The following is a 22810-nucleotide window of genomic DNA, read 5'->3' as shown; positions in this document are numbered from 1 at the left end:
TCCCACCATGGAACCGTTCACCCAGCACACCGGCGTCGGCGTCCCGCTGCGCCGGTCCAACGTGGACACCGACCAGATCATCCCGGCGGTCTACCTCAAGCGGGTCACCCGGACCGGCTTCGAGGACGGCCTGTTCGCCGCCTGGCGCGGTGACGAGGACTTCATCCTCAACTCCGAGCCGTTCAAGGCCGGCAGCGTGCTGGTCGCGGGACCGGACTTCGGAACCGGTTCCTCCCGCGAGCACGCCGTCTGGGCGCTGATGGACTACGGCTTCCGGGCCGTCATCTCGGCCCGCTTCGCCGACATCTTCCGCGGCAACTCCGGCAAGGGCGGCCTGGTGGCCGCGCAGTGCGAGCAGCACGACGTCGAACTGCTCTGGAAGCTGCTCGAGAACGAGCCCGGCACGGAGGTCACGGTCGACCTCGAGACCAAGACCGTGCGGGCCAAGGACTTCACCGCGCCCTTCCAGATCGACGACTACGTCCGCTGGCGCCTGCTGGAGGGCCTGGACGACATCGCTCTCACGTTGCGCCATGCCGGTGAGATCGACGCCTTCGAGGGCGGCCGCCCGTCCTGGAAGCCGACGACGACGCCGATCGCGGCGGGCTAGTCCACTTTTCGGCGGGATCCCTTGTGGTTCAAGGGATCCCGCCGTTTTCATGGCTGCGTCCAGTCGATGCCGAACGGCCCTCGCGAGGCGTTCTTCGCGAGGCGGAACCCGCCCCGGGGCAAGGGAAAGGGTCCGCGTGCCGTTTGGAATTTGTGCTGCCTTGGTAATACCGTGTGCTGGTCGGCCGACCGGGCCGAGGACGGGTACTCCCTTCTTGGAGGACTGGAATGGCCAACAAGGCCCAGCTGATCGAGGCGCTGACGGAGCGCCTGGGCGACAAGAAGGCCGCTTCCGAGGCGGTCGACGGTCTGGTCGACATCATCATCCGGACGGTCAACAAGGGCGAAAAGGTCAACATCACCGGCTTCGGCGTGTTCGAGAAGCGCGCCCGCGCGGCCCGGACGGCCCGGAACCCGCGTACCGGTGAAGCCGTGCGGGTCAAGAAGACGAACGTGCCCGCGTTCCGGGCCGGGACGACTTTCAAGGACGTCGTTTCCGGGGCGAAGAAGCTGCCGAAGGCGACGCCGGCGAAGCGGGCGGCCGCGGGGAACCGCGCGTCCACGACGACTCGGGCGACGACACCGCGCGCAGCGGCAGCGAAGCCGGCGGCGGCCCGGGCGACGGCGACGCGGACCCGGGCAGCGGCGGCGAAGCCGGCCGCGACGACGGCGAAGCCGGCGACCACGCGGACTCGCGCGGCAGCGGCCCCGAAGGCGGCCGCGGCCAAGACGACCACGCGGGCGAAGGCGGCTCCGAAGGCGACCGCGGCGAAGCCTGCTGCGGCGAAGACCACGGCTGCCAAGACGACGGCGGCGAAGCCTGCTGCGGCGAAGACGACTGCGGCGAAGCCGGCTGCCAGGACGACCACGGCCCGGAAGACCACCGCGGCCAAGGCACCGGCCAAGCGAACCTCGACCGCGGCGAAGAAGAGCTGACCACCGAAAACTGTCGGACCCCTGCGGTAACGTGAAATCAGGGGGCGACCCCTGCTCAGGCGATCGACTTTCCGGCGGGGCCCCGTGCGAAGTGCGCGGGGCCCCGCCGCATGTCCGGGGCCGCCGCGGCGAAAGCGATCCCCGCGCACGGAGTTCCGGACCGGGGGCGGCTGGTGCCACGCGGCGGGTTCCGGCTGGTCTTGCCGGGTGGGTGCGGTGGAAGTGGTCCGCGTGCGGAGTTGCGGACCGGGCCGGGTAGGCCTGGTCGGGGGTTACGTGGTTTGGCTGGTTTCGCCGGGTGGGTGCGGTGGAAGTGGTCCGCGTGCGGAGTTCCGGACCGGGCCGGGTAGGCCTGGTCGGGGGTTACGTGGTTTGGCTGGTTTCGCCGGGTGGGTGCGGTGGAAGCGGTCCGCGTGCGGAGTTCCGGACCGGCCGGTTGGTGCCACGCGGCGGGTTTCGGCTGGTCTTGCCGGGTGGGTGCGGTGGAAGTGGTCCGCGTGCGGAGTTCCGGACCGGGCCGGGTAGGCCTGGTCGGGGGTTACGTGGTTTGGCTGGTTTCGCCGGGTGGGTGCGGTGGAAGTGGTCCGCGTGCGGAGTTGCGGACCGGCCGGTTGGTGCCACGCGGCGGGTTTCGGCTGGTCTTGCCGGGTGGGTGCGGTGGAAGTGGTCCGCGTGCGGAGTTCCGGACCGGGCCGGGTAGGCCTGGTCGGGGGTTACGTGGTTTGGCTGGTTTCGCCGGGTGGGTGCGGTGGAAGTGGTCCGCGTGCGGAGTTCCGGACCGGGCCGGGTAGGCCTGGTCGGGGGTTACGTGGTTTGGCTGGTTTCGCCGGGTGGGTGCGGTGGAAGCGGTCCGCGTGCGGAGTTGCGGACCGGCCGGTTGGTGCCACGCGGCGGGTTCCGGCTGCTCTCGCCCGGGCCGGTGCGGCGGAAGCGATCCGCGCCCGCGGAGTTCCGGACTAAGGCCGGGCCGGGTAGGCCCGGTCGCAGGTCACACAGTTTCGCTGGGCCGGTACGGCGGAAGCGATCCCCACCCGCGAAGCCCGGACCGGGTGGGTCGTTCGGCGCCACGCTGCGGGCCGGCTGCTCGCACCGGGCCGCCGCGGCGAAAGCGATCCCCGAGCCCCCAAAGCGAACCGAAAGCCCAGCCGGCGAACCGCCCGCTCACGAAAGTCACTCACCGCCAACTCCGCTATCCCGAACGGAACCGCACGCCACCCGCTCGGCCCAACCCCCGCCCCGGGACCGGTTCCGCCCAATTTCGCAAAGTTGCTTGAGCGCCCGGCCGAGTGATGCCACGCTGCGTTCCTCGGGGCCCGCGTGCGGGTCCGGCGGCGCGTGACGGCTCACCTGGGGGCGACCACCATCGACATCCGGCTGCTCGGCCCGTTCCAGGTGCTCGTCGGCGGTTCCCCGGTCGTGCTGACGAGCTCCCGCCAGCGCGCGCTGCTCGCGACCCTCGCCCTCGCCGCGGGCCGGCTGGTGTCGATCGATGCGCTCGCGCGCGGGGTTTGGGGCGAGACGCCGCCCGCGCACATCCGGGGGAGCCTGCAGACCTACGTCATGCGCCTGCGCCGGCTTTGCGGTGAGGACACCGTCGTCACCGAGCCGGACGGGTACCGGCTGGTCGTCGACCCGTCCCGGGTGGACGCGCTGCGCTTCCTGCGCGCCCTCGACCAGGCCGCCGCCACCACCGAACCCGCGCAGCGGCGGGCGCTGCTCACCGCCGCGCTCGCCACCTGGGGCGGGGCTCCCCTCGAAGGCGTCGGGTCGCCCGCGCTCGCCGCGGAATGGGGGCCGTTGCTCACCGAACGGCACCTCTTCGCCGTCGAGCAGCGCATCGACCTCGACACCGGGCTCGTGCCCGACGCGCGGCTCGTCGCCGAGCTCACCGACCTCGTCGCCCAGCACCCGCTGCGGGAGTCGTTGTGGGAACGGCTGGTCCGCGCCCTCGCGCGGTCCGGGCGCCGGGCCGAAGCACTCGCGCGCTACGCCGGGCTGCGGGCCCTGCTGGCCGACGAACTCGGCGTCGAGCCGGGCGAAGACCTGCGGCGGCTGCACGCCGAACTGCTCGCCGCCGACGCCGGACCCGCCGGGCACACCGTTCCGCGGCAGCTGCCCTTCGACGTCGCCGGCTTCACCGGCCGCGGTCCCGAAATCGCCGAGCTCGACCGGCTCCCGCCCGGCGGCGCGTCCGGCATCGTCGTCATCGAAGGCACCGCCGGCGTCGGGAAGACGTCGCTGGCCGTGCACTGGTCGCACCGCGTCCGCGACCGGTTCCCCGGCGGCCAGCTGTTCCTCGACCTGCGCGGCCACTCCGCGGCCACCCCCGTGACGCCGGAAGCCGCGCTCGCCGGCTTCCTCCGCGCGCTCGGCGTCCCGCCCGAGTCCGTGCCTTCCACAGTGGAGGAACGTTCGGCGCTGCTGCGCAGCCGGCTCGACGGCAGCCGCACGCTCATGCTGCTCGACAACGCCCGCGACGCCGACCAGGTCCGCCCGCTGCTGCCCGGGTCCGGCAACCTCGTCGTCGTGACCAGCCGAAACCAGTTGCGGGGCCTCGTCGCGCGCGACGGCGCCCGCCGCATCGCGTTGCGGTCCTTCGACGACGGCGACGCCGCCGCGCTGCTCGCCGGCAGCGTCGGCCCGCGGCGCCTGGCCGCCGAACCCGGTGCCGTCGCCGAACTCCTCCAGCTCTGCGGGCGCCTGCCGCTCGCGCTGGCGCTGGCCGGAGAACGCGCTTCCCGCTTCCCCGGCGTTTCGCTCGCCGGCATCGTCGAAGAACTCCGCGACCAGCGGCTGCGCCTGGACACCCTGCGCGACCCGCAGGACGCCGGCACCGACCTGCGCGCCGCGTTCTCCTGGTCCTACAAGGCCCTCCGCCCGGCCGCCGCGCGGTTCTTCCGGCTGCTCGGCCTGCACCCGGGCCACGGGTTCAGCCTGTCCTCGGCCGCCGCGCTCGCGGGCGCCGACCTGCGCGAAGCCCGCGAACTCGCCGACCAGCTCGCCGCCGCGCACCTGCTCAACCAGCCCGGCACCGACCGCTACCAGTTCCACGACCTCCTGCGCGTCTACGCCGGCGAACTCGTCGAAACCGAGACGACGGCGGAAGACCGCGCGGCCGCGTTGCGCCGGCTCCTCGACTGGTACCTCGCCACGGTCGCGGAGGCCAACAAGCTGGTTCGCCCGGACCTGCTCACCGAGGACATCACCCTCGGCCCGCCGCCGCTGCCCGCCGTCCGCTTCACCCAGCACGAGCAGACGATCGCCTGGTACGCCACGGAACGCCAGGCCCTCACCGCGCTGGTCGGCATCGCCGCCGGCCGCGGCTGGACCGCGCACGCCTGGAAACTCGCGTGGCTGCTGCGCGGCTTCTTCGCCGAGCGCCACGACCGCGACGACTGGATCACCACCGCGCGCGCGGCCGTCGCCGTGACCCGCGAGGCCGGCGACAACACCGGCCTCCAGTACAGCGCCAACAACCTCGGCTCGGCCTACCTGCGCACGCTGCAGCCCGACAAAGCGCTGGAAGCGCTGGAGGAAGCCCGCGCCGCCACGGAGTCGGGCGGCGGGACCGCGCTGGCCGTGGCGATCCTGTCGAACCTCGCCGGTGCCTATTACGTCCGCGCGGAGTACGCCGAAGCCGAGCGCTACGCCCTCCAGGCCGTCCACCTCGCGCGAGACCACGGGCAGCGCACGTTCGTCCCGCACGCGCTGCTCAACGTCAGCGCCAGCCGCATCGGCCTGCACGACTACGACCACGCGGCCGAAGCCGCCGAGGCCGCGCACGAAGCCTTCGCCGAACTGGGGGACCGCTACCACGCGGCGCTGGCGCTGGGGAACGTCGCCGAGGCGCTCGCCGGAGCGGGACGGCACGACGAAGCGGAGAAGGCGGGCCTCGACGCGTTGGCCGAGCTCAAGGAGCTGAACGCCGACTACGGGACCATCGACGTCCAGATCACCTTGGGCCGTCTCAAGCAGCGCACCGGCCGCGACCGCGAAGCGAGCGGCCATTGGGCCGAGGCGCTGACCGTCAGCCAGCGCCTCGGCGACCCCCGGGTCACGGAGATCCAAGCCCTGCTGGCGACAGTGCCGACAGAAGGGCCCTCGCCCGGGGATGCGCCGTACCCCTAGCCCGGCGCAGCCCAGCGGGACCCGGGACCAGTACACCAAGATCTACTGTCAGGACGCTGTCTCGTGGCGGGGAGTACTCAGGAGCGGGTGGGCGCGGGGGCCGGGAGGGCGCTCGGGTAGTAGTCCGCCGCCAGCAGCAGCGGGCCCTCCTCGGCCGTCGGCGGGCGGAACGACAGGACCCAGAACGAGCCCTTCTTGCTGGGCACGACCCCGCCTCGCGCGGCGGAAAGCTCGACGCCGTCGCGGTCGGCCAGTGCGCTCACCAGGTCCGGGATCACGCCGCCCTGGCTGGACACCACCGGTGTCCCGCCGTCGCCGGCCACGGCCAGCAGCCGCGCCACGCCGAGGACCGGGTCCGGCCAGTAGCCCTCTTCCGAGAACAGCGGTTCGTGGCGGACTTCGGTGCCGAGGTCGTCCGCGATGCCGTGCACCGTCTGCACGCACCGCAGCCGCGGCGCCGACAGCACCCGGTCCGGCCCGAACAGCGCGACCACGCGCCGCACCGCGGCCGCCTGCCGCAGGCCCGCTTCCGAGAGCGGCCGCAGGTCGTCGTCGCCGGTCCACTCGTCGCGCTTACCCGCTTTCGCGTGCCGCACCAGCAGCACCTTCGACAGGCCGACGGGCAGCTCGCAGAACGCCCGCAGCACGCGCACGTCGCCCGGCCGCGTCAGCAGCTTCTCCGCCGCCGTCGGCGCCAGCCAGCGCAGTTCGTCGACCTCGTCGTTTTCGGCGAACTCGCCGGAAACCGCTTCCGCGGCGAAGTAGTCGACCGTCTTCGGCACCGTCCCGGAGCCGCCGCGCGACGGCACCGCGTACGTCGTCTGCGCCACGTAGCGCCCCAGGACCGCGGCGAACCCGGTCTCCTCACGCACTTCGCGGACGGCGGCTTCGGCGCTCGTCTCGCCCGCGTCGAGCTTCCCCTTCGGCATCGACCAGTCGTCGTACCGCGGGCGGTGGACCAGGGCGACCTCGGTCACCCCGCCGGCGACGCGCCACAGCACCGCGCCGGCCGCCCGTACCTCGTGGGTCATCCGGCGGCCCCGTGCAGCTTCGCCAGCTCCAGCTGGTGGTCGCGCACCCGCGAGCCGTCGGCCGGGAACGGTGCCCACTCGCCGCTTTCGGTCAGCACCCAGCAACGCGTCGCCGGGTCGAGCGCCGAGTCGAAGATGTCGTCGAGCTGCCGCGTCAGCTTCGGGTCCTTCACCCGCACCAGCGCTTCGATCCGCCGGTCCAGGTTCCGGTGCATCATGTCGGCGCTGCCGATCCAGTGCGTGCCGCCCGCGCGGAAGTGGAAGACCCGCGAGTGCTCCAGGAACCGGCCCAGGATCGACCGGACGTGGATGTTCTCCGACAGCCCTTCGACGCCGGGCTTCAGCGTGCAGATGCCGCGCACCACGATCTCGACCGGCACCCCGGCCTGCGACGCGTGGTAGAGCGCGTCGATGACCTGCTCGTCGACCAGCGAGTTGCACTTGATCCGGATCCCGGCCTGCTGCCCGGCCCGCGCCAGCTCGATCTCTTCGCCGATCGCGCGGACGATGCCGCGGCGGATGCCGTGCGGCGACGTGAGGATCGTCCGGTAGGTGTCCTGGCGGGAGTAGCCGGTGAGCACGTTGAACAGGTCGGTGACGTCCGCGCCGATGCTCGGGTCGGCGGTGAACAGGCCGATGTCCTCGTAGAGCCGCGCGGTCTTCGGGTTGTAGTTGCCGGTGCCGATGTGGCAGTAGCGGCGGATGGTCGAGCCCTCCTGGCGCACGATCATCGACACCTTGCAGTGCGTCTTCAGCCCGACCAGGCCGTAGACGACGTGCACGCCCGCGCGCTCCAGTGTCCGCGCCCACGTGATGTTGGCCTGCTCGTCGAACCGCGCCTTGATCTCGACCAGCGCGACGACCTGCTTGCCCGCCTCCGCGGCGTCGATCAGCGCGTCGACGATCGGGGAGTCGCCCGAGGTCCGGTACAGCGTCTGCTTGATCGCGAGGACCTTCGAGTCGGCCGCCGCCTGCTCGATGAACCGCTGGACGCTGGTGGAGAACGAGTCGTACGGGTGGTGCACCAGCACGTCGCCCTCGCGCAGCGTGGCGAAGACGCTCTTCGGCGTCTCGCGCTCGCCGAACGCCGGGTGCGTCGCCGGGACGAACGGCCGGTCCTTGAGCTCCTTGCGGTCCACCCCGGACAGCTGGTGCAGGCAGGTCAGGTCCAGCAGGCCGGGCACCTCGACGACGTCGGCCGGGTCGACGTCCAGCTCGCGCAGCAGCAGCTCGAGCATGTGCTCGCTCATGTCCTGCGCGACCTCGAGGCGCACCGGCGGGCCGAACCGGCGCTGCGCCAGCTCGCGCTCGAGGGCCTGCAGGAGGTCCTCGTCGCGGTCCTCGTCGACCTCGAAGTCGGCGTTGCGGGTGACGCGGAAGACGTGGTGCTCGGTGACGTCCATGCCGGTGAACAGCTCGCCGAGGTGTGCGGCGATCAGCTCTTCGAGCGGCAGGAAGGTCGCGGTGCGGCTGGCGCGGTCGGTCTCGACGCGCATCAGCCGCGGCACGTTGCTCGGCACCTTCACCCTGGCGAACCGCTCGGTGCCGCCCTCCGGGTCGCGGACCGTCACCGCGAGGTTGAGCGAGAGGCCCGAGATGTACGGGAACGGGTGCGCGGGGTCGACGGCCAGCGGCGTCAGCACCGGGAAGATCTGCTCGGAGAAGTAGCTCGACAGCCGCAGCTGGTCGGCGCCGGACAGGTCGGCCCAGCCGACGATGTGGATGTCGTGCTCGGCCAGCTGCGGGCGCAGGTGCTTCTCGAACGCGCCGGTCTGGCGCTCGACCAGGTCCTGGTTGCGCTTGGCGATGTAGCCCAGCTGCTCGCGCGGGGTGAGCCCGTCCGCGCTGCGCACCAGCAGGCCGGTCTCGTCGCGGCGCTTCAGGCCGGCGACGCGGACCATGTAGAACTCGTCCAGATTGGACGCGAAGATGGCGAGGAACTTCGTCCGCTCCAGCAGCGGCTGCGACTCGTCCTCGGCCAGCGCGAGCACGCGCGCGTTGAAGTCCTGCCACGACAGCTCGCGGTTGAAGTACCGGTCGTCCGGCAGCGTCTCGACGGCGGCGGGCGCGGTGGTGACCGCGGGCGGCGCCGACGGCACCGCGCGGAACTCCTCGGCGTTGCGCCCGTTGCCGTGCGCGGAGCTGCGGCGGCGGGTGGTCGCCGGGGTGGCCTTGCGCGCTCGGGGCTTCCCGGCGGTGGCCCGGGCGGCGGTGTCGCGTGCGGTGGCTTTCGACGGGACCTTCTTGGCTGTGCTCGCCCGGCCGGTGGTGCTCTTCTTCGCGGTCTCCGAAGATCCGCTGGCCGGGTTCCGTCGCCTCCGCGGTGCGGGCGTGCCGCCGTCGTCTGTGCTCACGGACCCCATTCTTCACCAAGCCACGCGGAATTGCGCAGGGCGCGGTGAAGGTCAGGTGAACAGCTCAGCGCGGTACCGCACAGGCTTCCGCCGTGTGTTTTCCGACACCCAGCGCGCGTACGTGGGCGAGATCGTCCGGGGTGTCGACGTCGCTGCGGAGGGTGGCGAGCGCCGCTTGCAGCGCGACGGCTCCGGAGCGGCGGTGCGCTTCGGCCGAGCCGACCCCGAAACGCGGGTCGAGGGGGGCGCCGGGGGCGGAGAGCAGGAGCGTGGTGCCGGTGCCCTGGCGATCGGCCACGAAGGCGCGCCGGTTCGCCGATTCCGCGATCGCCGCCGTCAGGTCGCCTGCCCGCAGGGCCGGGAGGTCGGCTTGGAGGGCGCCGACGACGGCCGCCGGGTCGTCCGCGCGCAGCCTTGCTTCGCCGTGGCGGAAAGCTTCGTTGAGACCTCCTCGGGGTGGTTCGGGGATGATTTCGACGCCGAGCTCGGCGAGTTCGGCGACGGCTCGCGGGTCGGCCGCGACGAGCAGGACGCGCCGGACCTGCCCGGCCGAGACGACGGCGGCGAGCGTGTCGGCGGCCAGCGCGAGTACCAGTGCCGGGTGGTGGTCCGGTTCGACCGCGCCACGCAGCCGCGACTTGCCGTCGCGGGGGTGTTTCATCGGCACGACCAGGTCAACGTCCACGTGTCCATCTTTACCGGAAAGGCCGGGCCCGTGCCGGGGTGCGGGGTGGGTTGTCCACAGGTGAGAGCACTTGTGGACAACCTGGGGGGCGGAGGTCGTGAACGGGTCGTTCACGGCGTCGGACGACAGGGCTCCGGCAAAGTCGCCGGACGGGCCGGGCACCCGACCGGACGTCATGAAAGACCCTTTCACCGTCTCTGGCGAGGTGAACGGGTCGTTCATGCCGTGCGGGGGCGGGGCCGTGCCGGTGTTCGTGGCCGGCGCCGGGCCACGCAACCGGGCCTCCACCAGGGCGCCCGGCCGCCTCCGAACACCTCGGCGGCACCCGAACGCACCCTCCCTGGACTGCTCCGACCCCGGCGCGGCAGGATCAACCCCGGACTTCGTAGGTTGAGGAGGAGATCGTGGCCCGGCGTGAAAAGGGTGGCTTCTGGGTGGGGCTCGCCGCCGTACTGTTCTACCCGGTCACCGGGATCGCGCGGCGGGTCTACGTCGGGGACGAGAAGGTGCCGCGGCAGGGGCCCGCGCTGCTCGTGCTGAACCACATCTCGCACCTCGACCCCGTCGTCGACGCCGTCTTCGTGCACCGGGCGAAGCGGGTGCCGCGGTTCCTCGGCAAGGAAAGCCTGACCCGGACCCCGATCTTCGGGAAGATCTTCGTCGGCTCCGGGCAGATCCCCGTCTCGCGCGGGTCGGCCGCCGCCGGGGACAGCCTCAAGGCCGCGCACGAGGCGCTGCAGGCGGGCAAGGTCGTCGTGATCTACCCCGAAGGCACCATCACCAAGGACCCGGCCGGCTGGCCGAAGGAGTCCTTCACCGGCGCCGCGCGGCTCGCGATCCAGAACGACGTCCCCGTGATCCCCATCGCCCGCTGGGGCACCAGCGAGCTCTTCAACGGCTACACCAAGAAGTTCAAGCCGTTCCCGCGCAAGACCATCACCCACCGCGTCGGCGACCCGCTCGACCTGTCGGCCTACCGCGAAGGCAGCGTCCGCAGCGCGTCGAAGCTGCGTGAGGTCACCAAGGTCATGATGGACGAGGTGACCCGGCTGCTCGGCGAGATCCGCGACGAGGAACCGCCGTCGGAGAAGCCGGGGGAGCCGGCCTGATGCGCGCCGACGTGCAGCGGGTCACCGTGCTCGGGGCCGGGTCGTGGGGCACCGCGTTCGCGAAGGTCCTCGGGGACGCCGGGCGCGACGTCACGCTCTGGGCGCGCCGCGACGAGGTCGCCGAAGACATCCGCGAGCGGCACGCCAACAGCGCGTACCTGCCCGGCGTCGCCCTGCCGGAGAACATCACCGCGACCAGCGACGCGGCGAAAGCGCTCGAAGGCGCCGAAGCTGTCGTGCTCGCCGTGCCCAGCCAGAGCTTGCGCGCCAACCTGACGTCGTGGCGCGGTCTGCTGCCGCCGGAGGCGATCCTCGTCAGCCTCGCCAAGGGCGTCGAGCTCGGCACGCTCAAGCGGATGAGCGAGGTGATCGGCGAGATCGTCGGGATCGACGCCGGCGACGTCGTCGTCGTCACCGGGCCGAACCTGGCCAAGGAGATCGCCGCCGGGCAGCCGTCCGCCTCCGTGCTGGCCTGCGCCGACCACGAGCGCGCCGTCGCGATCCAGCGCGCCTGCGCCAACTCCTACTTCCGGCCCTACACCAACACCGACGTCGTCGGCTGCGAGCTCGGCGGCGCCTGCAAGAACGTCATCGCGCTCAGCACCGGCATGGCCGCCGGCCTCGGGCTCGGCACCAACACGATGGCGACGCTCATCACCCGCGGCCTGGCCGAGATGGCCCGGCTCGGCGCGAAGCTGGGCGCCGACCCGCTGACGTTCGCCGGGCTCGCCGGGGTCGGCGACCTGGTCGCGACCTGCTCGTCGCCGCTTTCTCGCAACCGGACGTTCGGCGAGCGCCTCGGCCGCGGCGAGACGCTCGAACAGGCGCAGGCGGCGGGCGGCGGGCAGGTCGCCGAGGGCGTCATGTCGTGCTCTTCGATCAGGGCGCTCGCGCGGAGTGTCGGGGTCGACATGCCGATCACCGACGCGATGCACCGCGTCTGCCACGAAGGCGTCGACCCGCGGCGGGCGGGCGCGGAGCTGCTCGGGCGGTCGCAAAAGCACGAGTGGTCCTGATCTCCCGGCAGGTGGGACGTCTTGACCGGGCGGGGAGCGGCTGCGACTCTGGTCGCATGTTCGCGCACGAGATGACCGAGCTGCGGGGCCCCACGGGTCGCCGCGCCGTCGTGCGCGCGTGTCGCTGTTGTCGGTGAACCCAGCCCCGGCCCAGCCCGACACTTCCGTGAGGACCCCCATGTTCGCCGTTCCGGACAACACCCTGCTGCGTCCCGAAAACCCCGCGCTGCGCCACCCGGTGCGCGTCGCGCTCGAGGTCGCCGCCGACCGCGACCGCTGGAAGCACCTCCTGCGCTACGACCCCGACCAGCGTTTCGCGGCGCTCGTCGAGAAGGACGAGCAGCAGGAGGTCTGGCTGCTGAGCTGGCTGCCCGGCCAGCACACCGACCTGCACGACCACGCGTTCGCCAGCGGTGCGTTCACCGTGGTCGGCGGGCACCTGACGGAGGCCGTGGCGCGCCGGGCCCCGGGCGGGCGCGCGGTCACCGAGCTGCACGCCCTCGCGGTGGGGCAGTCGCGGGTGTTCGGCCCGGGGTACGTGCACGAGGTGCGCAACGACGGCCCGGACCCGGCGGTGTCGGTCCACGTCTACCGCGACGCCGAGCGCGAGATGCGCTCCTACCACCTCGACCCGCTGGGCGGCCCGGTCCTGGACTGAAGCACTCAGTCCAGGTCGCCGCGCAGGCGGAACCCGCGCTCGATCGCGTCCCGGTCCGCGCCGGACGCCAGCAGCGTGCGCAGCAGGATCCGCGCCTTGCGCGCGTCCAGCCAGCCCGCCATCGTGGCGCCCATCGCGATCAGGCTCGACTCCGAGCCGTGGAAGCCGTACGTCGAGCGCAGCGTCGGTCCCGCGCCGGTCCGCGAAGCGACCACCACGGGCAAGGAATCCACCAGCCGCGCGACGACGTCGGCCGTGCCGGACGAGACGTGGCCCGCGCCCGTCGCCGCCAGCACGATCCCGCGCACCCCCGGCTGCGCGGCCGCGTGCGCGAGGACCTCGCCCGGGTCGTCGAGACCCGTTTCGACCACCGGGACCAGCCCGCCGAAGTCCTCGCCGGTGAGTGCCGGCGGCCGCGGCGGCGAGGGGTGGAAGTAGTGCACCGCGTGCTCCACGACCATCCCCAGCGGCCCCGCGGGCGCCGACGTGAACGCGTCGAGCCGGCTCGAATGCGCTTTCCGCACCCACCGCGCCGCGTGGACGTCGTCGTTCAGCGTCACCAGCGCGCCCCGCCCGCGGCTGCGGGGATCGGCGGCCACGGTCAGCGCGTTGCGCAGGTTCGCCGGGCCGTCCGGGCTGAGCAGGCCCGCGTTGCGCATCGCGCCGGTGACGACCACGGGGATCTCCGACGGCCAGCAGAGGTCGAGGAAGTACGCGGTCTCTTCGAGGGTGTCGGTGCCCTGCACGACGACGAACCCGTCGGCGTCCTGCCGCAGGCCCCAGTCGCGGCAGCGCAGCAGCGTCGCGAAGTCCATCGACGCGCTGCCGATTCCCGCGAGGGTTTCGGCGAGAACGTCCACCGGCAGGTCACCGAGCCCGCCGAGCAGCTCGGCGGCGCCCAGCCGGGGAACGGCACCGGCGTCGGCGACCGGGGCCATCGAGATGGTTCCGCCGAGGGTGGCGACCGCGATCAAGGTCATGCGGTCACCCTATTCAGCCGTTCTTGACGGCCTGGAGCGTGTAGCTCGCCGCGAGCCGCGAGGGTGTGTCCTTCAGCCGCCACTCGTCGGCGGCTTCGTCGTGCGTCATCTGGCCGGGGATCGCGTTCCACGGGACGCTGTCGTGCTCGGTGAACGCGGTCAGCGTCAGGCCGTTGTCCAGCAGCGCGGTGATGATCTCGCCCAGCGAGTGGTTCCACGAGTGGCTGACGCTGTGGGTGAGCGGCCGGTCGGTGGCGACGTAGGTCCCGGGCTCGTCGAACACCAGCGGCTCGGCGTGCTCGAAGTACGGGTAGCGCGGCGCCGCCGGGTCGTTCTCGTCCAGCGTCCCCAGCATCGGGTGACCCTCCCGGATGAAGAGCCGCCCGCCCGGGCGCAGCAGGCCGGCGACCACCGACGCCCAGCGTGCCGCCGACGGCAGCCAGCACAGCGCCCCGATCCCGGTGTAGACCAGGTCGAACTCGCCGGCGCCCAGCACTTCGACGGCGTCGTGGACGTCGGCTTCGTGGAAGTCGATCGCCGCGCCCGCCGCCTCGGCCAGCTTCCGTGCTTCCGCCAGCGCCGCGCCCGAGAAGTCCAAGCCGGTCACCCGAGCGCCGAGCCGCGCGAGCGACACCGTGTCCGTGCCGATGTGGCACTGCAGGTGCACCGTGCGCAGGCCGCCGATGTCGCCGAGGCGCGGCCGGTCGAACCGCACGACGGCGCTCAGGTACGCGGGATCCGCGGCGAAGCCGGCGAAGTTGTAGTCCGGCGAAGCCGCGTGCAGCTGCGCGCGCTCGTCCCAGTTGGCCTTGTTGACGGCGAACGAGTCCGTCACGACGTCGCCGCGCGCTCGGCCGCGCTGCGCAGGACGCAGAACTCGTTGCCTTCGGGGTCGGCGAGCACCGCCCAGCCGGTGCCGTCGGGCTTGCGGAGGTCGTCGACCAGCGTCGCGCCCAGGCCGAGGATGCGCTCGACCTCGTCGTCGCGGGCGACGTCCGGTTGCAGGCAGACGTGGAGCCGGTTCTTCACCGTCTTCGGCTCGGGGACCCGCAGGAACAGCAGGTCGATGCCGCCCTCGAGCGCGATGCCGCACTCGTCGTCGCCGGGCTGGTCCTCCTCGGGGACCGGCTTTCCGGTGACCTCGCTCCAGAACTGGCAGAGCCGGTACGGATCGGCGCAGTCGACGGACACGTGCAGGACGGACGAAGGCATGGCACTCCTCGGCAGACGGGTGCCGCCGAGTCTGGCTCAGCCGGAGCGCCGGGGCGAACCGATTTAAGACGCCAGCGAGAGCCCCGCCGTCCGGTGGACGCGGCGGCTGTCGTCGACGATGAGGATCTCGCAGTCCGGCCGGTCGGCCGCCCACGTGATGCCCTCCTCGCCCATCGCGAACGCCGCCGTGGCCAGCGCGTCCGCGGTGACCAGGTCGGACGCCACGACCGTGACGCTCATCAGTCCCGTCGCGGGCGTTCCCGAGCGGCCGTCGACGATGTGGGAGCCGCGTTCGTACGCCGCCGACGTCGCGATCGCGCCGTTGCGCGACTCCAGCACCGCGCACACCGCCAGCGGCTGCTCGGGGTGGCGGACGCCGACGCGCCACGGGCGGCCCGGCTCCGGCTCGCCCGCGGTGACGACGTCGCCGCCCGCGTTGAGGCAGAACGTCGTCGCGCCTTCGGCTTTCAGCATGTCGGCGGCGCGCTGCACCGCCCAGCCCTTCACCACCGCGCACGGGTCGAGGCCGCGCCCGGGCAGCCGCGCGCGGAACGCACCGCCGGAAAGCTGCTCGTAGTACGCGCAGAGTTCCAGGACCTCCAGGAGGTCGTCGCTCAGTTCGGCGGCCGCGAGCTCGCCGCGGTCGTACCGGCTGACTTCGCTGTCCGCCTTGAACGGGCTGAACCGGGCGTCGACGTCGTGGAACCAGCCGAAGACGTCGCCGACGGCCTCGGCGAAATCCCCGTCGTCGCGCAGGTCGAGCGAGATCGGCAGGCCCATCACCTGTTCGACGCGGGTGGTCATCTGTTCCCCCGCGCGTCGATCGCGGCCTGCAGCGACGTCTTGTACGACTCGCTCGTCTCGGTCGCGCCGGTGATCGTGTCGATGTCCGCGCTCTGCGCCTGCATCGCCTCGTCCTGCAGCCGCGGCAACGCGGTGAGCGCGCGGCCTTCGTTCGGCGCCTGCAACAGCGTGATCGCGGTGAGCCGCGAACCGGTGAACGTCACCTGCACCTGCACGGTCCCGTAGGTGCTGGACTCGGCCGAGCCCTGCGTCGTCACCGTCGCGTTCGAACTGTCCGAAGTGGAGGGTGCGGTCGACGGTGCCGCCGAGGGGGCGGGGGCGCTCGTGCTGGGCGGCGCCTGCACGACGGCGGCGGTGTTGTGCACCGGCCCCGGCTCGAACCGCCAGACCGAGATGAACCCGGCGATCGAGAGCGCGACGACGAAAATGGTCTTCTTCATGGTGGAAATCCCCCTAGGCCGCGAGGCTGAAGCGTTCGGCGTGGACCTGGGTCTTCGGCACCTTCAGCTCGCGCAGGCTGCGCAGCACGGCCGCCGTCATCCCCGGCGGGCCGCAGACGAACACGTCCCGGTCGTGCACGTCCGGCACCATCATGTGCAGGTTCGCCGGTCCGAGCATCGCCCCGCGCGGGCCGACCGCCTGGTCCGGTCCGGTGAGGACGCTGATGTCGGCGCCCCGGGCCTTGGCCAGCCCGTTCAGCTCCGGCAGCAGCACCGCGTCGGCCTGGTTGCGGACCCGGTACAGCACGACGACGTGCCCGTCGATGTCCTCCAGCAGCGCGCGGATCGGCGTGATGCCGACGCCGCCGGCGACGAGCAGCGCGTTGGGCCGCCGCTGGTGGATGGTCGTGAAGGCGCCGTACGGGCCTTCGGCGAACACCCGCGTCCCGACGCGCAGGTTCCGCAGCGACGCACTGGAACCGCCGAGCGCCTTCGCGGTCAGCCGCAGCGTGCGGCCGTCGGGCGCGGCGGACAGCGAGAAGGGATTGGCCTGCCACCAGCGGTCCTTCGTGAGGAACCGCCACAGGAAGAACTGGCCCGCCCGCGCCGGCATCTTGTCCAGGTGCTTGCCGGTCATGTACACCGAAACGACGTCCGGGGCCTCGGAAACCACCGCGGTGACCCGCAGCTGGTGGCGCACGTTGCGCCACAGCGGGAGCACGACGCGCCCGGCGAGCACCGCGGCGCCCGCGCCCAGCCAGAGCGTCCACCAGTACGCCTTCGCCTGCTCGGAACCGGCGAACGACTGGCCCAGCGCGATCTGGTGGGTGAACGCCAGCAGCACCGCGGCGTAGGTGTAGAGGTGGATGAAGTGCCAGGTCTCGTAGGCCAGCCGCTTGCGCGCGAACTTCGCCGAGGCCGCGCCCACGATCAGGATCACGGCGAACGCGACCAGCGCGCGCAGGATGCCTTCGAGGGTGTTCGCCATCTCGACCAGCTCGTCGACGACGCCCTTGTCGGACACCTCCGCGTAGCCGAAGGCGATGAACACCAGGTGCGCGAGCAGGGTCCACAGGATCGTGAAGCCGGTCCAGCGGTGCCAGGTGGTGAGCCGGTCCATCCCGATCCGCCGGTCCAGCCAGGGCAGCCGGGCCACGAGCAGCAGCTGGAAGGCCATCGCCAGCGCGCCGTACATCCCGGCGAGCCGCCCGATGCTGATGAGCACGTTCTGCGACAGGCCGGCCTGCGCGAACAGCGCGGTGACGGCCGCCACGTTGGCGCCCAGGAAGGTGAAGAGGCCGGATTTCGCGGCGATCCGGGGGCGGATCGCCGGGCGCGCGGCCTCGGCGGTCTGCGTCATGGTGGTCACACGGATCCCCTTCGGTTTCGGTTCACGAGGGCCAGCCTCGCCACGCAGCCTGTGGCGCGGCTGGGTGCGGCCTGTCGGATTCCTGTCGGCCCGCGCCACGGCTCGCCCGCTCCGCGCGCGCCGGGAGAAGATGGGGAGGTGCAGACCTCCGAGACCGTGCGCCTGCTCGTCGTCGACGACGAGCCGCACATCGCCGACCTCGTCGCCACCGTCGCCCGGTACGAGGGCTGGCAGGCGGTCACGGCGGGGTCCGGCAAGGCCGCGCTGACCGAGGCGGCGGCGTTCGCCCCGGACATCGTCGTGCTCGACCTGATGCTGCCCGACCTCGACGGCTTCACCGTGCTCGACCGCCTGCGCGAGAACGGCAACGCGGTCCCCGTGGTGTTCCTCACGGCCAAGGACGCGACGGCCGACCGGATCGCCGGGCTCACCCGCGGAGGTGACGACTACCTCGTGAAACCGTTTTCCGTCGAGGAGCTGATGGCGCGGCTGCGGGCGGTGCTGCGGCGCAGCCACGGCGGTGCGCAGTCCGCCGCGCGCGGCGCGGTGCTGCGGGTCGGGGACCTCACGCTGGACGAGGACAGCCGCGAGGTCCGCCGCGGCGAGCGCGCCGCCGAGCTGACCCCGACCGAGTACGAACTGCTGCGCTACCTCATGCGCCGGTCGCCGTCGGTGCTCACCAAGGCGCAGATCCTCGACCACGTCTGGGAGTACGACTTCGGCGGCCGGTCCAATGTGGTCGAACTGGTCATCTCGCACCTGCGGCGCAAGGTCGACGCGGGCGGGGGCGAACCGCTGATCCACACCGTGCGCGGCGTCGGGTACGTCGTGCGCCAGGCCAACCGGTGAAGCGCTTCTTCGCGAAGTGGTACAGGGCCTGGCAGCGCACGCGGCTGGGCACCCGGATCACACTCGGCCTCGGGGCGCTCGCGCTGGTCGTGTTCGCGGCCGTCGGCGTCACGATGGTCGGGATCATGCACGGCTACCTCGACCGGCGGCTCGACGAGCAGCTGTCGAAGAGCCAGAACACCCAGCTGCCGCTGCTGCGCGAGACGCACGGCTCGCCGCAGTCGGTGTACTCCTGGTATTCGGCGCTGTACAAGGTGCGCGACGGCGTCGCGACACCCGAGCCCGGCGGCCGGCTGCCGGGCAACGCCAAGCAGCTGGCGAAGATCGCCGCCGAAGCGGTGAACGGCGACGTCACCCGTAACATCTTCCTGTCCGACGACGGCCCGTACCGGGTGCGCGCCTGCCCGGTCGACAACGGCTCGGTGCTGCTCTCGGCCGCCCCGCAGAAGGACCTCGACGGCACCGTGCAGCAGCTGATCTGGGTCGAGGTGGCCGCGTTTTCGCTCGCCCTCGGCGTCCTGGTGGTCGTCGGACGGCTGGTGCTGCGCCGCGGCCTGCGCCCGCTGGCCGATATGGCCGGGACTGCGCACGACATCGCGTCCCACGACCTCACGGCGAGCCCGGCCCTGCCGGCGCGCGCGTCGGGCACCGGCGGCGGCGCGGAGGTCGACGAGCTGCGGACGGCGTTCAACGTGATGCTGGCGCACATCGACACGTCGCTGGCGGCGAAGACCGAGGCGAACGAGCGCCTGCGCCGGTTCGTCGCGGACGCGTCGCACGAGCTGCGCACGCCGCTGACGTCGATCCGCGGTTACGCGGACCTCTTCCGCTACGCGGCGGCGAACGAGCCGGCGGAACGGGAGGCGCACCTGGCCAAGATCCGCGAGGAGACCGCGCGGATGACGGTGCTCGTCGACGACCTCCTGCTGCTGGCCCGCCTCGACGCGCGAGCGGCCGAGACGCCGTTGCGGCCCGAGCGCGTCGACCTGGCCGAGCTGGCCGGCGACGCGGCGGACGCGTTCGCCGCCGGCCGGCCGGACCACCCGGTTTCTTCTTCGCTCGCACCGGCTTTCGTTTCCGCGGACCCGCTGCGGCTGCGGCAGGTGCTCGACAACCTGCTGGCCAACGCCGCCGTGCACACCCCGCCGGGGACGCCGGTGCACGTCTCGGTGAGCTCTTCCCCCGGCGAGGCCGTCGTGGCGGTCACCGACGCCGGGCCGGGGATCGCGCCGGCCGACCAGGAGCGGATCTTCGACCGCTTCTTCCGCGTGGACGACTCCCGCACCCGCGGCAACGGCGGCACCGGCCTGGGGCTTTCGGTGGTCCAGTCCCTGGTGACGGCCCACGGCGGCACGGTTTCGGTCGCTTCGGAGCCGGGCCGCACGGAGTTCACGGTCAGGCTGCCGCTCGCCGGTCGTAGTGGGCGATGAGCACGCCCTTGGTGGTCGTGACGCTGCGGGTGAGCGTGAACTCGGTGAGCGGCGCGGCTTCGTCGAAGAGCCGCGCGCCGGTGCCCAGCGTCAGTGGGTGGATCAGCAGCGTGTAGCGGTCGACCAGGCCGGCCGCGTGCAGCGCCCGCACGAGCGACGCGCTCCCGACGACCGAGAGATCGGCGCCGGGACCGGCCTTCAGCTCGGCGACGGTCCGCGTCGCGTCCCCGCGCAGCAGCACCGAGTTCTGCCACGCGCCCGCGTCGTCGAGGGTGGCCGAGGCGACGTACTTGGTGACGGCGTTCAGGTGCGTGGTGAACGGGTTGCCGTCCTCGCGCCCGCTCCACGCCGCCGTGAAGTCCTCCCACGTCCGGCGGCCGAAGAGCATGTCGCCGGCCCGGCTCATGCCGCGGCCCATCTCTTCGGCCAGGACGTGATCCTGGTACCGGGTGCCCCAGCCGCCGTGGCGGAAGCCGCCGCGGGTATCCTCGCCGGGCCTTCCGGGGCCCTGGACGACGCCGTCGAGGGTGACGTTCATGGTGACGCCGAGCGCGCGCATTTCCGTGTCCTTCCGCTGCGGGGGAGCTGCCACCCGCTACACGAACGGCACCCGCGCGGATCGACACCCGCTCAGCGGCCGGCGACGTGCTCCGGCACCGCCCAGCCGGGGGAGAGGTCCTCGGACGGCTCCGGCGCCCCGAACACGGTCCGCACCGGCAGCACCCCGGCCCACGCCGCGTCCGCCTCGACGTCCTCCGGCTCGTCGCCCGGGCCCTCCGCGCGCATCTTCACCGACGCCTCGGTGAGGTCGAGGGCGAGCACGCTCACCGCGGCGAACTCCTTCGCGTTGACCTCGCGCGCGTGGTCCCACGAGCCCGGCGCCAGGTGGTCGGTGAGCACCTTCAGGCCGTGCATCTTCGCTTCGGCCTCCTCGACCGGCTTCGCCTGCCCGAGGATGACCGCGCTGCGGTAGTTCATCGAGTGGTTGTTCACCGAGCGCGAGTACACGATCCCGTCCAGGAGCGTCACCGTGACGCACACCTCGAGGTCCCGCGACGCCGTGCGGAGGCTGGCCGCGCCGGTCGATCCGTGCAGGTAGAGCGTGTCGCCGTCGCGGCCGTAGCCGGTCGGGAGGACCAGTGGGACGCCGTCGCGGACGACGCCGAGGTGGCAGATGAGCCCTTCGTCGAGGACCGCGTGCAGCGCCGAACGGTCGGTCGCCGCGCGGTGCTTCTTCCGGCCGAGCGTGGTGCGGGGGGTGGGGGAAAGCATGCGATCAGCGTCTCCCGGCGCAGTGGCATCGGAAAACGTCCACTTCTCGTACACTTGGGAAGTCCACTCGAGGAGGTCCCGTGTCCCACGCCGACACCGCGCTCCCGGTCAGCCTCGACCGCGCCGCCGTCACGCCGCTGGCCGTCCAGCTGGCCGACGCGCTGCGCGAGGCCGCCGCTTCCGGTCACCTCCGCGGCGGTGACCGGCTCCCGTCGACGCGGGCGCTGGCCGGCCGGCTCGGCGTCAGCCGCACCGTGACGTCGGCGGCGTACGAGCAGCTGCACGCCGAGGGCTGGATCGCCGGGCGGCACGGGTCCGGGACGTACGTGACGACGCCGCCGTCGTTTTCGGCTTCGCAGGTGCCGGCGCCCGCCGTCCCGGCGCCCGAGGCCGTGACGCCTTCGCTGCTCGACCTGGGCCCCGGCACGCCGTGGGCGGAGGGCCTCGACCGCGCGGCCTGGCGCCGCGCCTGGCGGGCGGCGGCCGACCCCGAGCCGCTGAGCCGCGCCCACCGCGCGGGCCTGCCCGAGTACCGCGCGGCGGTGTCGGAACACCTGCTGCGCCACCGCGGTCTCGCCGCGGGCTCGGTGCTCGCGACCGGCGGCACGACGGCGGCGGTGGTCGAGCTGGCCGCGGCGGTGCTGGAACGCGGGGACGTCGTCGCCGTCGAAGAACCCGGCTACCAGCGCGCGGTGCAGGCGTTCCGCCGCGCGGGCATGCGGGTCGTGGGAGTGCCGGTGGACGAGGAGGGCCTGCGCCCGGACGCGATCCCGCCGGGCGCGCGGGCGGTGTACTGCTCGCCGGCGCACCAGTACCCGATGGGCAGCCGGCTGAGCGCGGCGCGGCGGGTGTCGCTGGTGGAGCTGGCCAGGTCGGCCGGGATGCTGGTCATCGAGGACGACTACGACGGCGAACTGCGCTTCGACGTCGCCCCGCTGCCGATGCTGGCGGCGCTGGCCCCGGACGTCGTGGTGCACCTGGGGACGACGTCGAAGATCCTCACGCCGACGCTGGGCGCCGGGTGGATGGTGGCGCCGGAGGCGATCACGTCGGCGGTGCTGGCGTACCGGGACCTGACCGGAACGCGGCCGTCGCCGGCGGGGCAGCGGGTGTTGTACGAGTTCGCCCGCAACGGCGATCTGGGGCGGCACCTGCGGAAGCTGCGCCGGGAGATGGCCGAGCGGCGGACGTTGCTGGCGGGCGCGCTGGCGGCGGCGGACATCCCGGTCCGCGGCGACGACGCGGGCGCGCACCTGGTGGTGCCGTTCTCCTCGGCCGCGGTGGAAGCCGGCGTGATCGCTTCGGCCGAGCGGCGCGGGATCCGGCTGGACGGACTGGCGCGGCACTTCGCGGACACGCCGTCCGCGCACGGCGTGGCGATCGGGTACGCGGGGTGTTCGCGGGACGCGCTGGCGGCCGCTTTGCCGACGCTGGTGTCCTTGCTGCGCTGAGGAGCGTGCCGCTGCCCGGTCCAGAAGTCTTGAATGAGTCATTCAGGACGGGGAGGTCGGGGCTCCGGCAAAGTCGCCGGACAGGCCAGGGCACCCGGCCATGATTCCCGAAGCCGGACGTCATGAAAGACCCTTTCACCGCGTCCGGCGAGGTGAAAGGGTCTTTCATGACAGTACGGGCCGCCGGACCTGGGGCGGCCGATCCGACTTTGCCGGAGCCCGGACGTGGGAGGTCCTGAATGACTCGTTCAAGACTTCGCGGCACCGGCTGGCGCCCGCCGTGCCGCCGGGAACCAGGAGTCGCCGCGCTGCCGGCGCTGGTGTCCTTGCTGCGCTGAGGCTCGTGCCGGCACCGGCTGGTGCCCGGCGCGCCGTCGCGAGCCGGAGCCGGGAGCCGGCAGGCCCAGCGGTGCCTCGACGTTCCGGACGTGCCACGCCCCTCGCCGGTTGCGTTCGCCGCTCACCGGCCGCCGCCCG

The 22810-nt window shown here is 72.8% G+C and carries 20 protein-coding genes; 9 read left to right on the top strand and 11 right to left on the bottom strand.

The genetic code is table 11. The features are described 5' to 3' along the window. The first annotated feature begins 7 nt into the window (after window positions 1-7). From leuD to MUY14_RS27825, 3 genes are all read left to right on the top strand, one after another. A complete protein-coding gene (leuD, locus tag MUY14_RS27835; protein ID WP_247013411.1) occupies window positions 8-610 on the top strand; it encodes a 3-isopropylmalate dehydratase small subunit in 603 nt (200 codons plus the stop codon). Window positions 611-837: 227 nt separating this feature from the next. Continuing rightward, window positions 838-1545 (top strand): HU family DNA-binding protein, encoded by a 708-nt coding sequence (locus MUY14_RS27830; protein WP_247013409.1) that lies wholly within the window; start codon window positions 838-840, stop codon window positions 1543-1545. Window positions 1546-2880: 1335 nt separating this feature from the next. Beyond that, window positions 2881-5673 (top strand): BTAD domain-containing putative transcriptional regulator, encoded by a 2793-nt coding sequence (locus MUY14_RS27825; RefSeq protein ID WP_247013407.1) that lies wholly within the window; start codon window positions 2881-2883, stop codon window positions 5671-5673. Between the two features lie 77 nt (window positions 5674-5750). Here the strand turns inward: MUY14_RS27825 and MUY14_RS27820 are convergent, their stop codons facing one another. From MUY14_RS27820 to cofC, 3 genes are read right to left on the bottom strand one after another with little or no spacing between them, the layout of a single operon-like run. Then, on the bottom strand, window positions 5751-6704 hold the full coding sequence (locus MUY14_RS27820) for an NUDIX hydrolase (RefSeq protein ID WP_247013404.1): 954 nt from the start codon (window positions 6702-6704) through the stop codon (window positions 5751-5753). After that, entirely contained in the window at window positions 6701-9067 is a 2367-nt protein-coding gene (locus MUY14_RS27815; protein ID WP_247013402.1) for an RNA degradosome polyphosphate kinase, read from the bottom strand. Before MUY14_RS27815 ends, MUY14_RS27820 begins: the two co-directional genes overlap by 4 nt. 55 nt (window positions 9068-9122) lie before the next feature. Next, window positions 9123-9743 (bottom strand): 2-phospho-L-lactate guanylyltransferase, encoded by a 621-nt coding sequence (gene cofC, locus MUY14_RS27810; RefSeq protein WP_247013400.1) that lies wholly within the window; start codon window positions 9741-9743, stop codon window positions 9123-9125. Window positions 9744-10147: 404 nt separating this feature from the next. On the opposite strand from cofC, the gene MUY14_RS27805 reads away from it, so the two are divergent. From MUY14_RS27805 to MUY14_RS27795, 3 genes are all read left to right on the top strand, one after another. Beyond that, window positions 10148-10852 carry a 1-acyl-sn-glycerol-3-phosphate acyltransferase gene (locus tag MUY14_RS27805; RefSeq protein ID WP_247013396.1) on the top strand — a complete coding sequence of 235 codons (705 nt, stop codon included), beginning with the start codon at window positions 10148-10150 and terminating at the stop codon, window positions 10850-10852. Further along, window positions 10852-11868: an NAD(P)H-dependent glycerol-3-phosphate dehydrogenase gene (locus MUY14_RS27800; protein WP_247013394.1), complete on the top strand. Its 1017-nt coding sequence runs from the start codon at window positions 10852-10854 to the stop codon at window positions 11866-11868. The genes MUY14_RS27805 and MUY14_RS27800 overlap by 1 nt, the downstream gene beginning before the upstream one ends. 178 nt (window positions 11869-12046) lie before the next feature. After that, complete coding sequence (locus MUY14_RS27795) at window positions 12047-12526, top strand: cysteine dioxygenase family protein (protein ID WP_247013392.1); 480 nt, start codon at window positions 12047-12049, stop codon at window positions 12524-12526. 5 nt (window positions 12527-12531) lie between these two features. Here MUY14_RS27795 and MUY14_RS27790 read toward each other — a convergent pair whose 3' ends face one another. The 6 genes from MUY14_RS27790 to MUY14_RS27765 all read right to left on the bottom strand — a co-directional run bounded on the left by MUY14_RS27790 (window position 12532) and on the right by MUY14_RS27765 (window position 17322). Continuing rightward, window positions 12532-13506 (bottom strand): asparaginase, encoded by a 975-nt coding sequence (locus tag MUY14_RS27790; RefSeq protein ID WP_247013390.1) that lies wholly within the window; start codon window positions 13504-13506, stop codon window positions 12532-12534. A 13-nt stretch (window positions 13507-13519) separates the two neighbouring features. Continuing rightward, entirely contained in the window at window positions 13520-14341 is an 822-nt protein-coding gene (locus tag MUY14_RS27785; protein ID WP_247013388.1) for a bifunctional 2-polyprenyl-6-hydroxyphenol methylase/3-demethylubiquinol 3-O-methyltransferase UbiG, read from the bottom strand. Continuing rightward, a complete protein-coding gene (locus MUY14_RS27780) occupies window positions 14338-14718 on the bottom strand; it encodes a VOC family protein (protein ID WP_247013386.1) in 381 nt (126 codons plus the stop codon). The genes MUY14_RS27785 and MUY14_RS27780 overlap by 4 nt, the downstream gene beginning before the upstream one ends. A gap of 63 nt (window positions 14719-14781) precedes the next feature. Next, window positions 14782-15522, bottom strand: a complete 741-nt coding sequence (locus MUY14_RS27775) for an FAD:protein FMN transferase (protein WP_247013383.1) — start codon at window positions 15520-15522, stop codon at window positions 14782-14784. Then, complete coding sequence (locus MUY14_RS27770; protein ID WP_247013381.1) at window positions 15519-15962, bottom strand: FMN-binding protein; 444 nt, start codon at window positions 15960-15962, stop codon at window positions 15519-15521. The genes MUY14_RS27775 and MUY14_RS27770 overlap by 4 nt, the downstream gene beginning before the upstream one ends. Window positions 15963-15975: 13 nt before the next feature. Then, window positions 15976-17322 (bottom strand): ferric reductase-like transmembrane domain-containing protein, encoded by a 1347-nt coding sequence (locus tag MUY14_RS27765; protein ID WP_247025268.1) that lies wholly within the window; start codon window positions 17320-17322, stop codon window positions 15976-15978. 147 nt (window positions 17323-17469) lie between these two features. Here MUY14_RS27765 and MUY14_RS27760 point away from each other — a divergent pair, with 147 nt between their 5' ends. Further along, window positions 17470-18180, top strand: a complete 711-nt coding sequence (locus tag MUY14_RS27760) for a response regulator transcription factor (protein ID WP_247013379.1) — start codon at window positions 17470-17472, stop codon at window positions 18178-18180. Then, window positions 18177-19610, top strand: coding sequence for a cell wall metabolism sensor histidine kinase WalK (locus tag MUY14_RS27755; RefSeq protein WP_247013377.1), 1434 nt, complete (start codon window positions 18177-18179; stop codon window positions 19608-19610). Before MUY14_RS27760 ends, MUY14_RS27755 begins: the two co-directional genes overlap by 4 nt. Here MUY14_RS27755 and MUY14_RS27750 read toward each other — a convergent pair. Together MUY14_RS27750 and MUY14_RS27745 are read right to left on the bottom strand one after the other, a co-directional pair. Further along, window positions 19576-20169 (bottom strand): dihydrofolate reductase family protein, encoded by a 594-nt coding sequence (locus MUY14_RS27750; protein ID WP_247013375.1) that lies wholly within the window; start codon window positions 20167-20169, stop codon window positions 19576-19578. The two genes, MUY14_RS27755 and MUY14_RS27750, sit on opposite strands and share 35 nt — an antisense overlap. A 71-nt stretch (window positions 20170-20240) precedes the next feature. Next, window positions 20241-20882, bottom strand: coding sequence for a pyridoxamine 5'-phosphate oxidase family protein (locus MUY14_RS27745; protein WP_247013373.1), 642 nt, complete (start codon window positions 20880-20882; stop codon window positions 20241-20243). Between the two features lie 80 nt (window positions 20883-20962). On the opposite strand from MUY14_RS27745, the gene MUY14_RS27740 reads away from it, so the two are divergent. Then, window positions 20963-22333 (top strand): PLP-dependent aminotransferase family protein, encoded by a 1371-nt coding sequence (locus MUY14_RS27740; RefSeq protein ID WP_247013371.1) that lies wholly within the window; start codon window positions 20963-20965, stop codon window positions 22331-22333. Window positions 22334-22810: the final 477 nt, after the last annotated feature.

The organism is Amycolatopsis sp. FBCC-B4732 (assembly GCF_023008405.1).
Taxonomy (GTDB): Bacteria; Actinomycetota; Actinomycetes; order Mycobacteriales; family Pseudonocardiaceae; genus Amycolatopsis; species Amycolatopsis pretoriensis_A.
The sequence above is the reverse complement of the archived record's forward strand: the minus strand, read 5'-3'. Positions and strand labels throughout refer to the sequence as shown.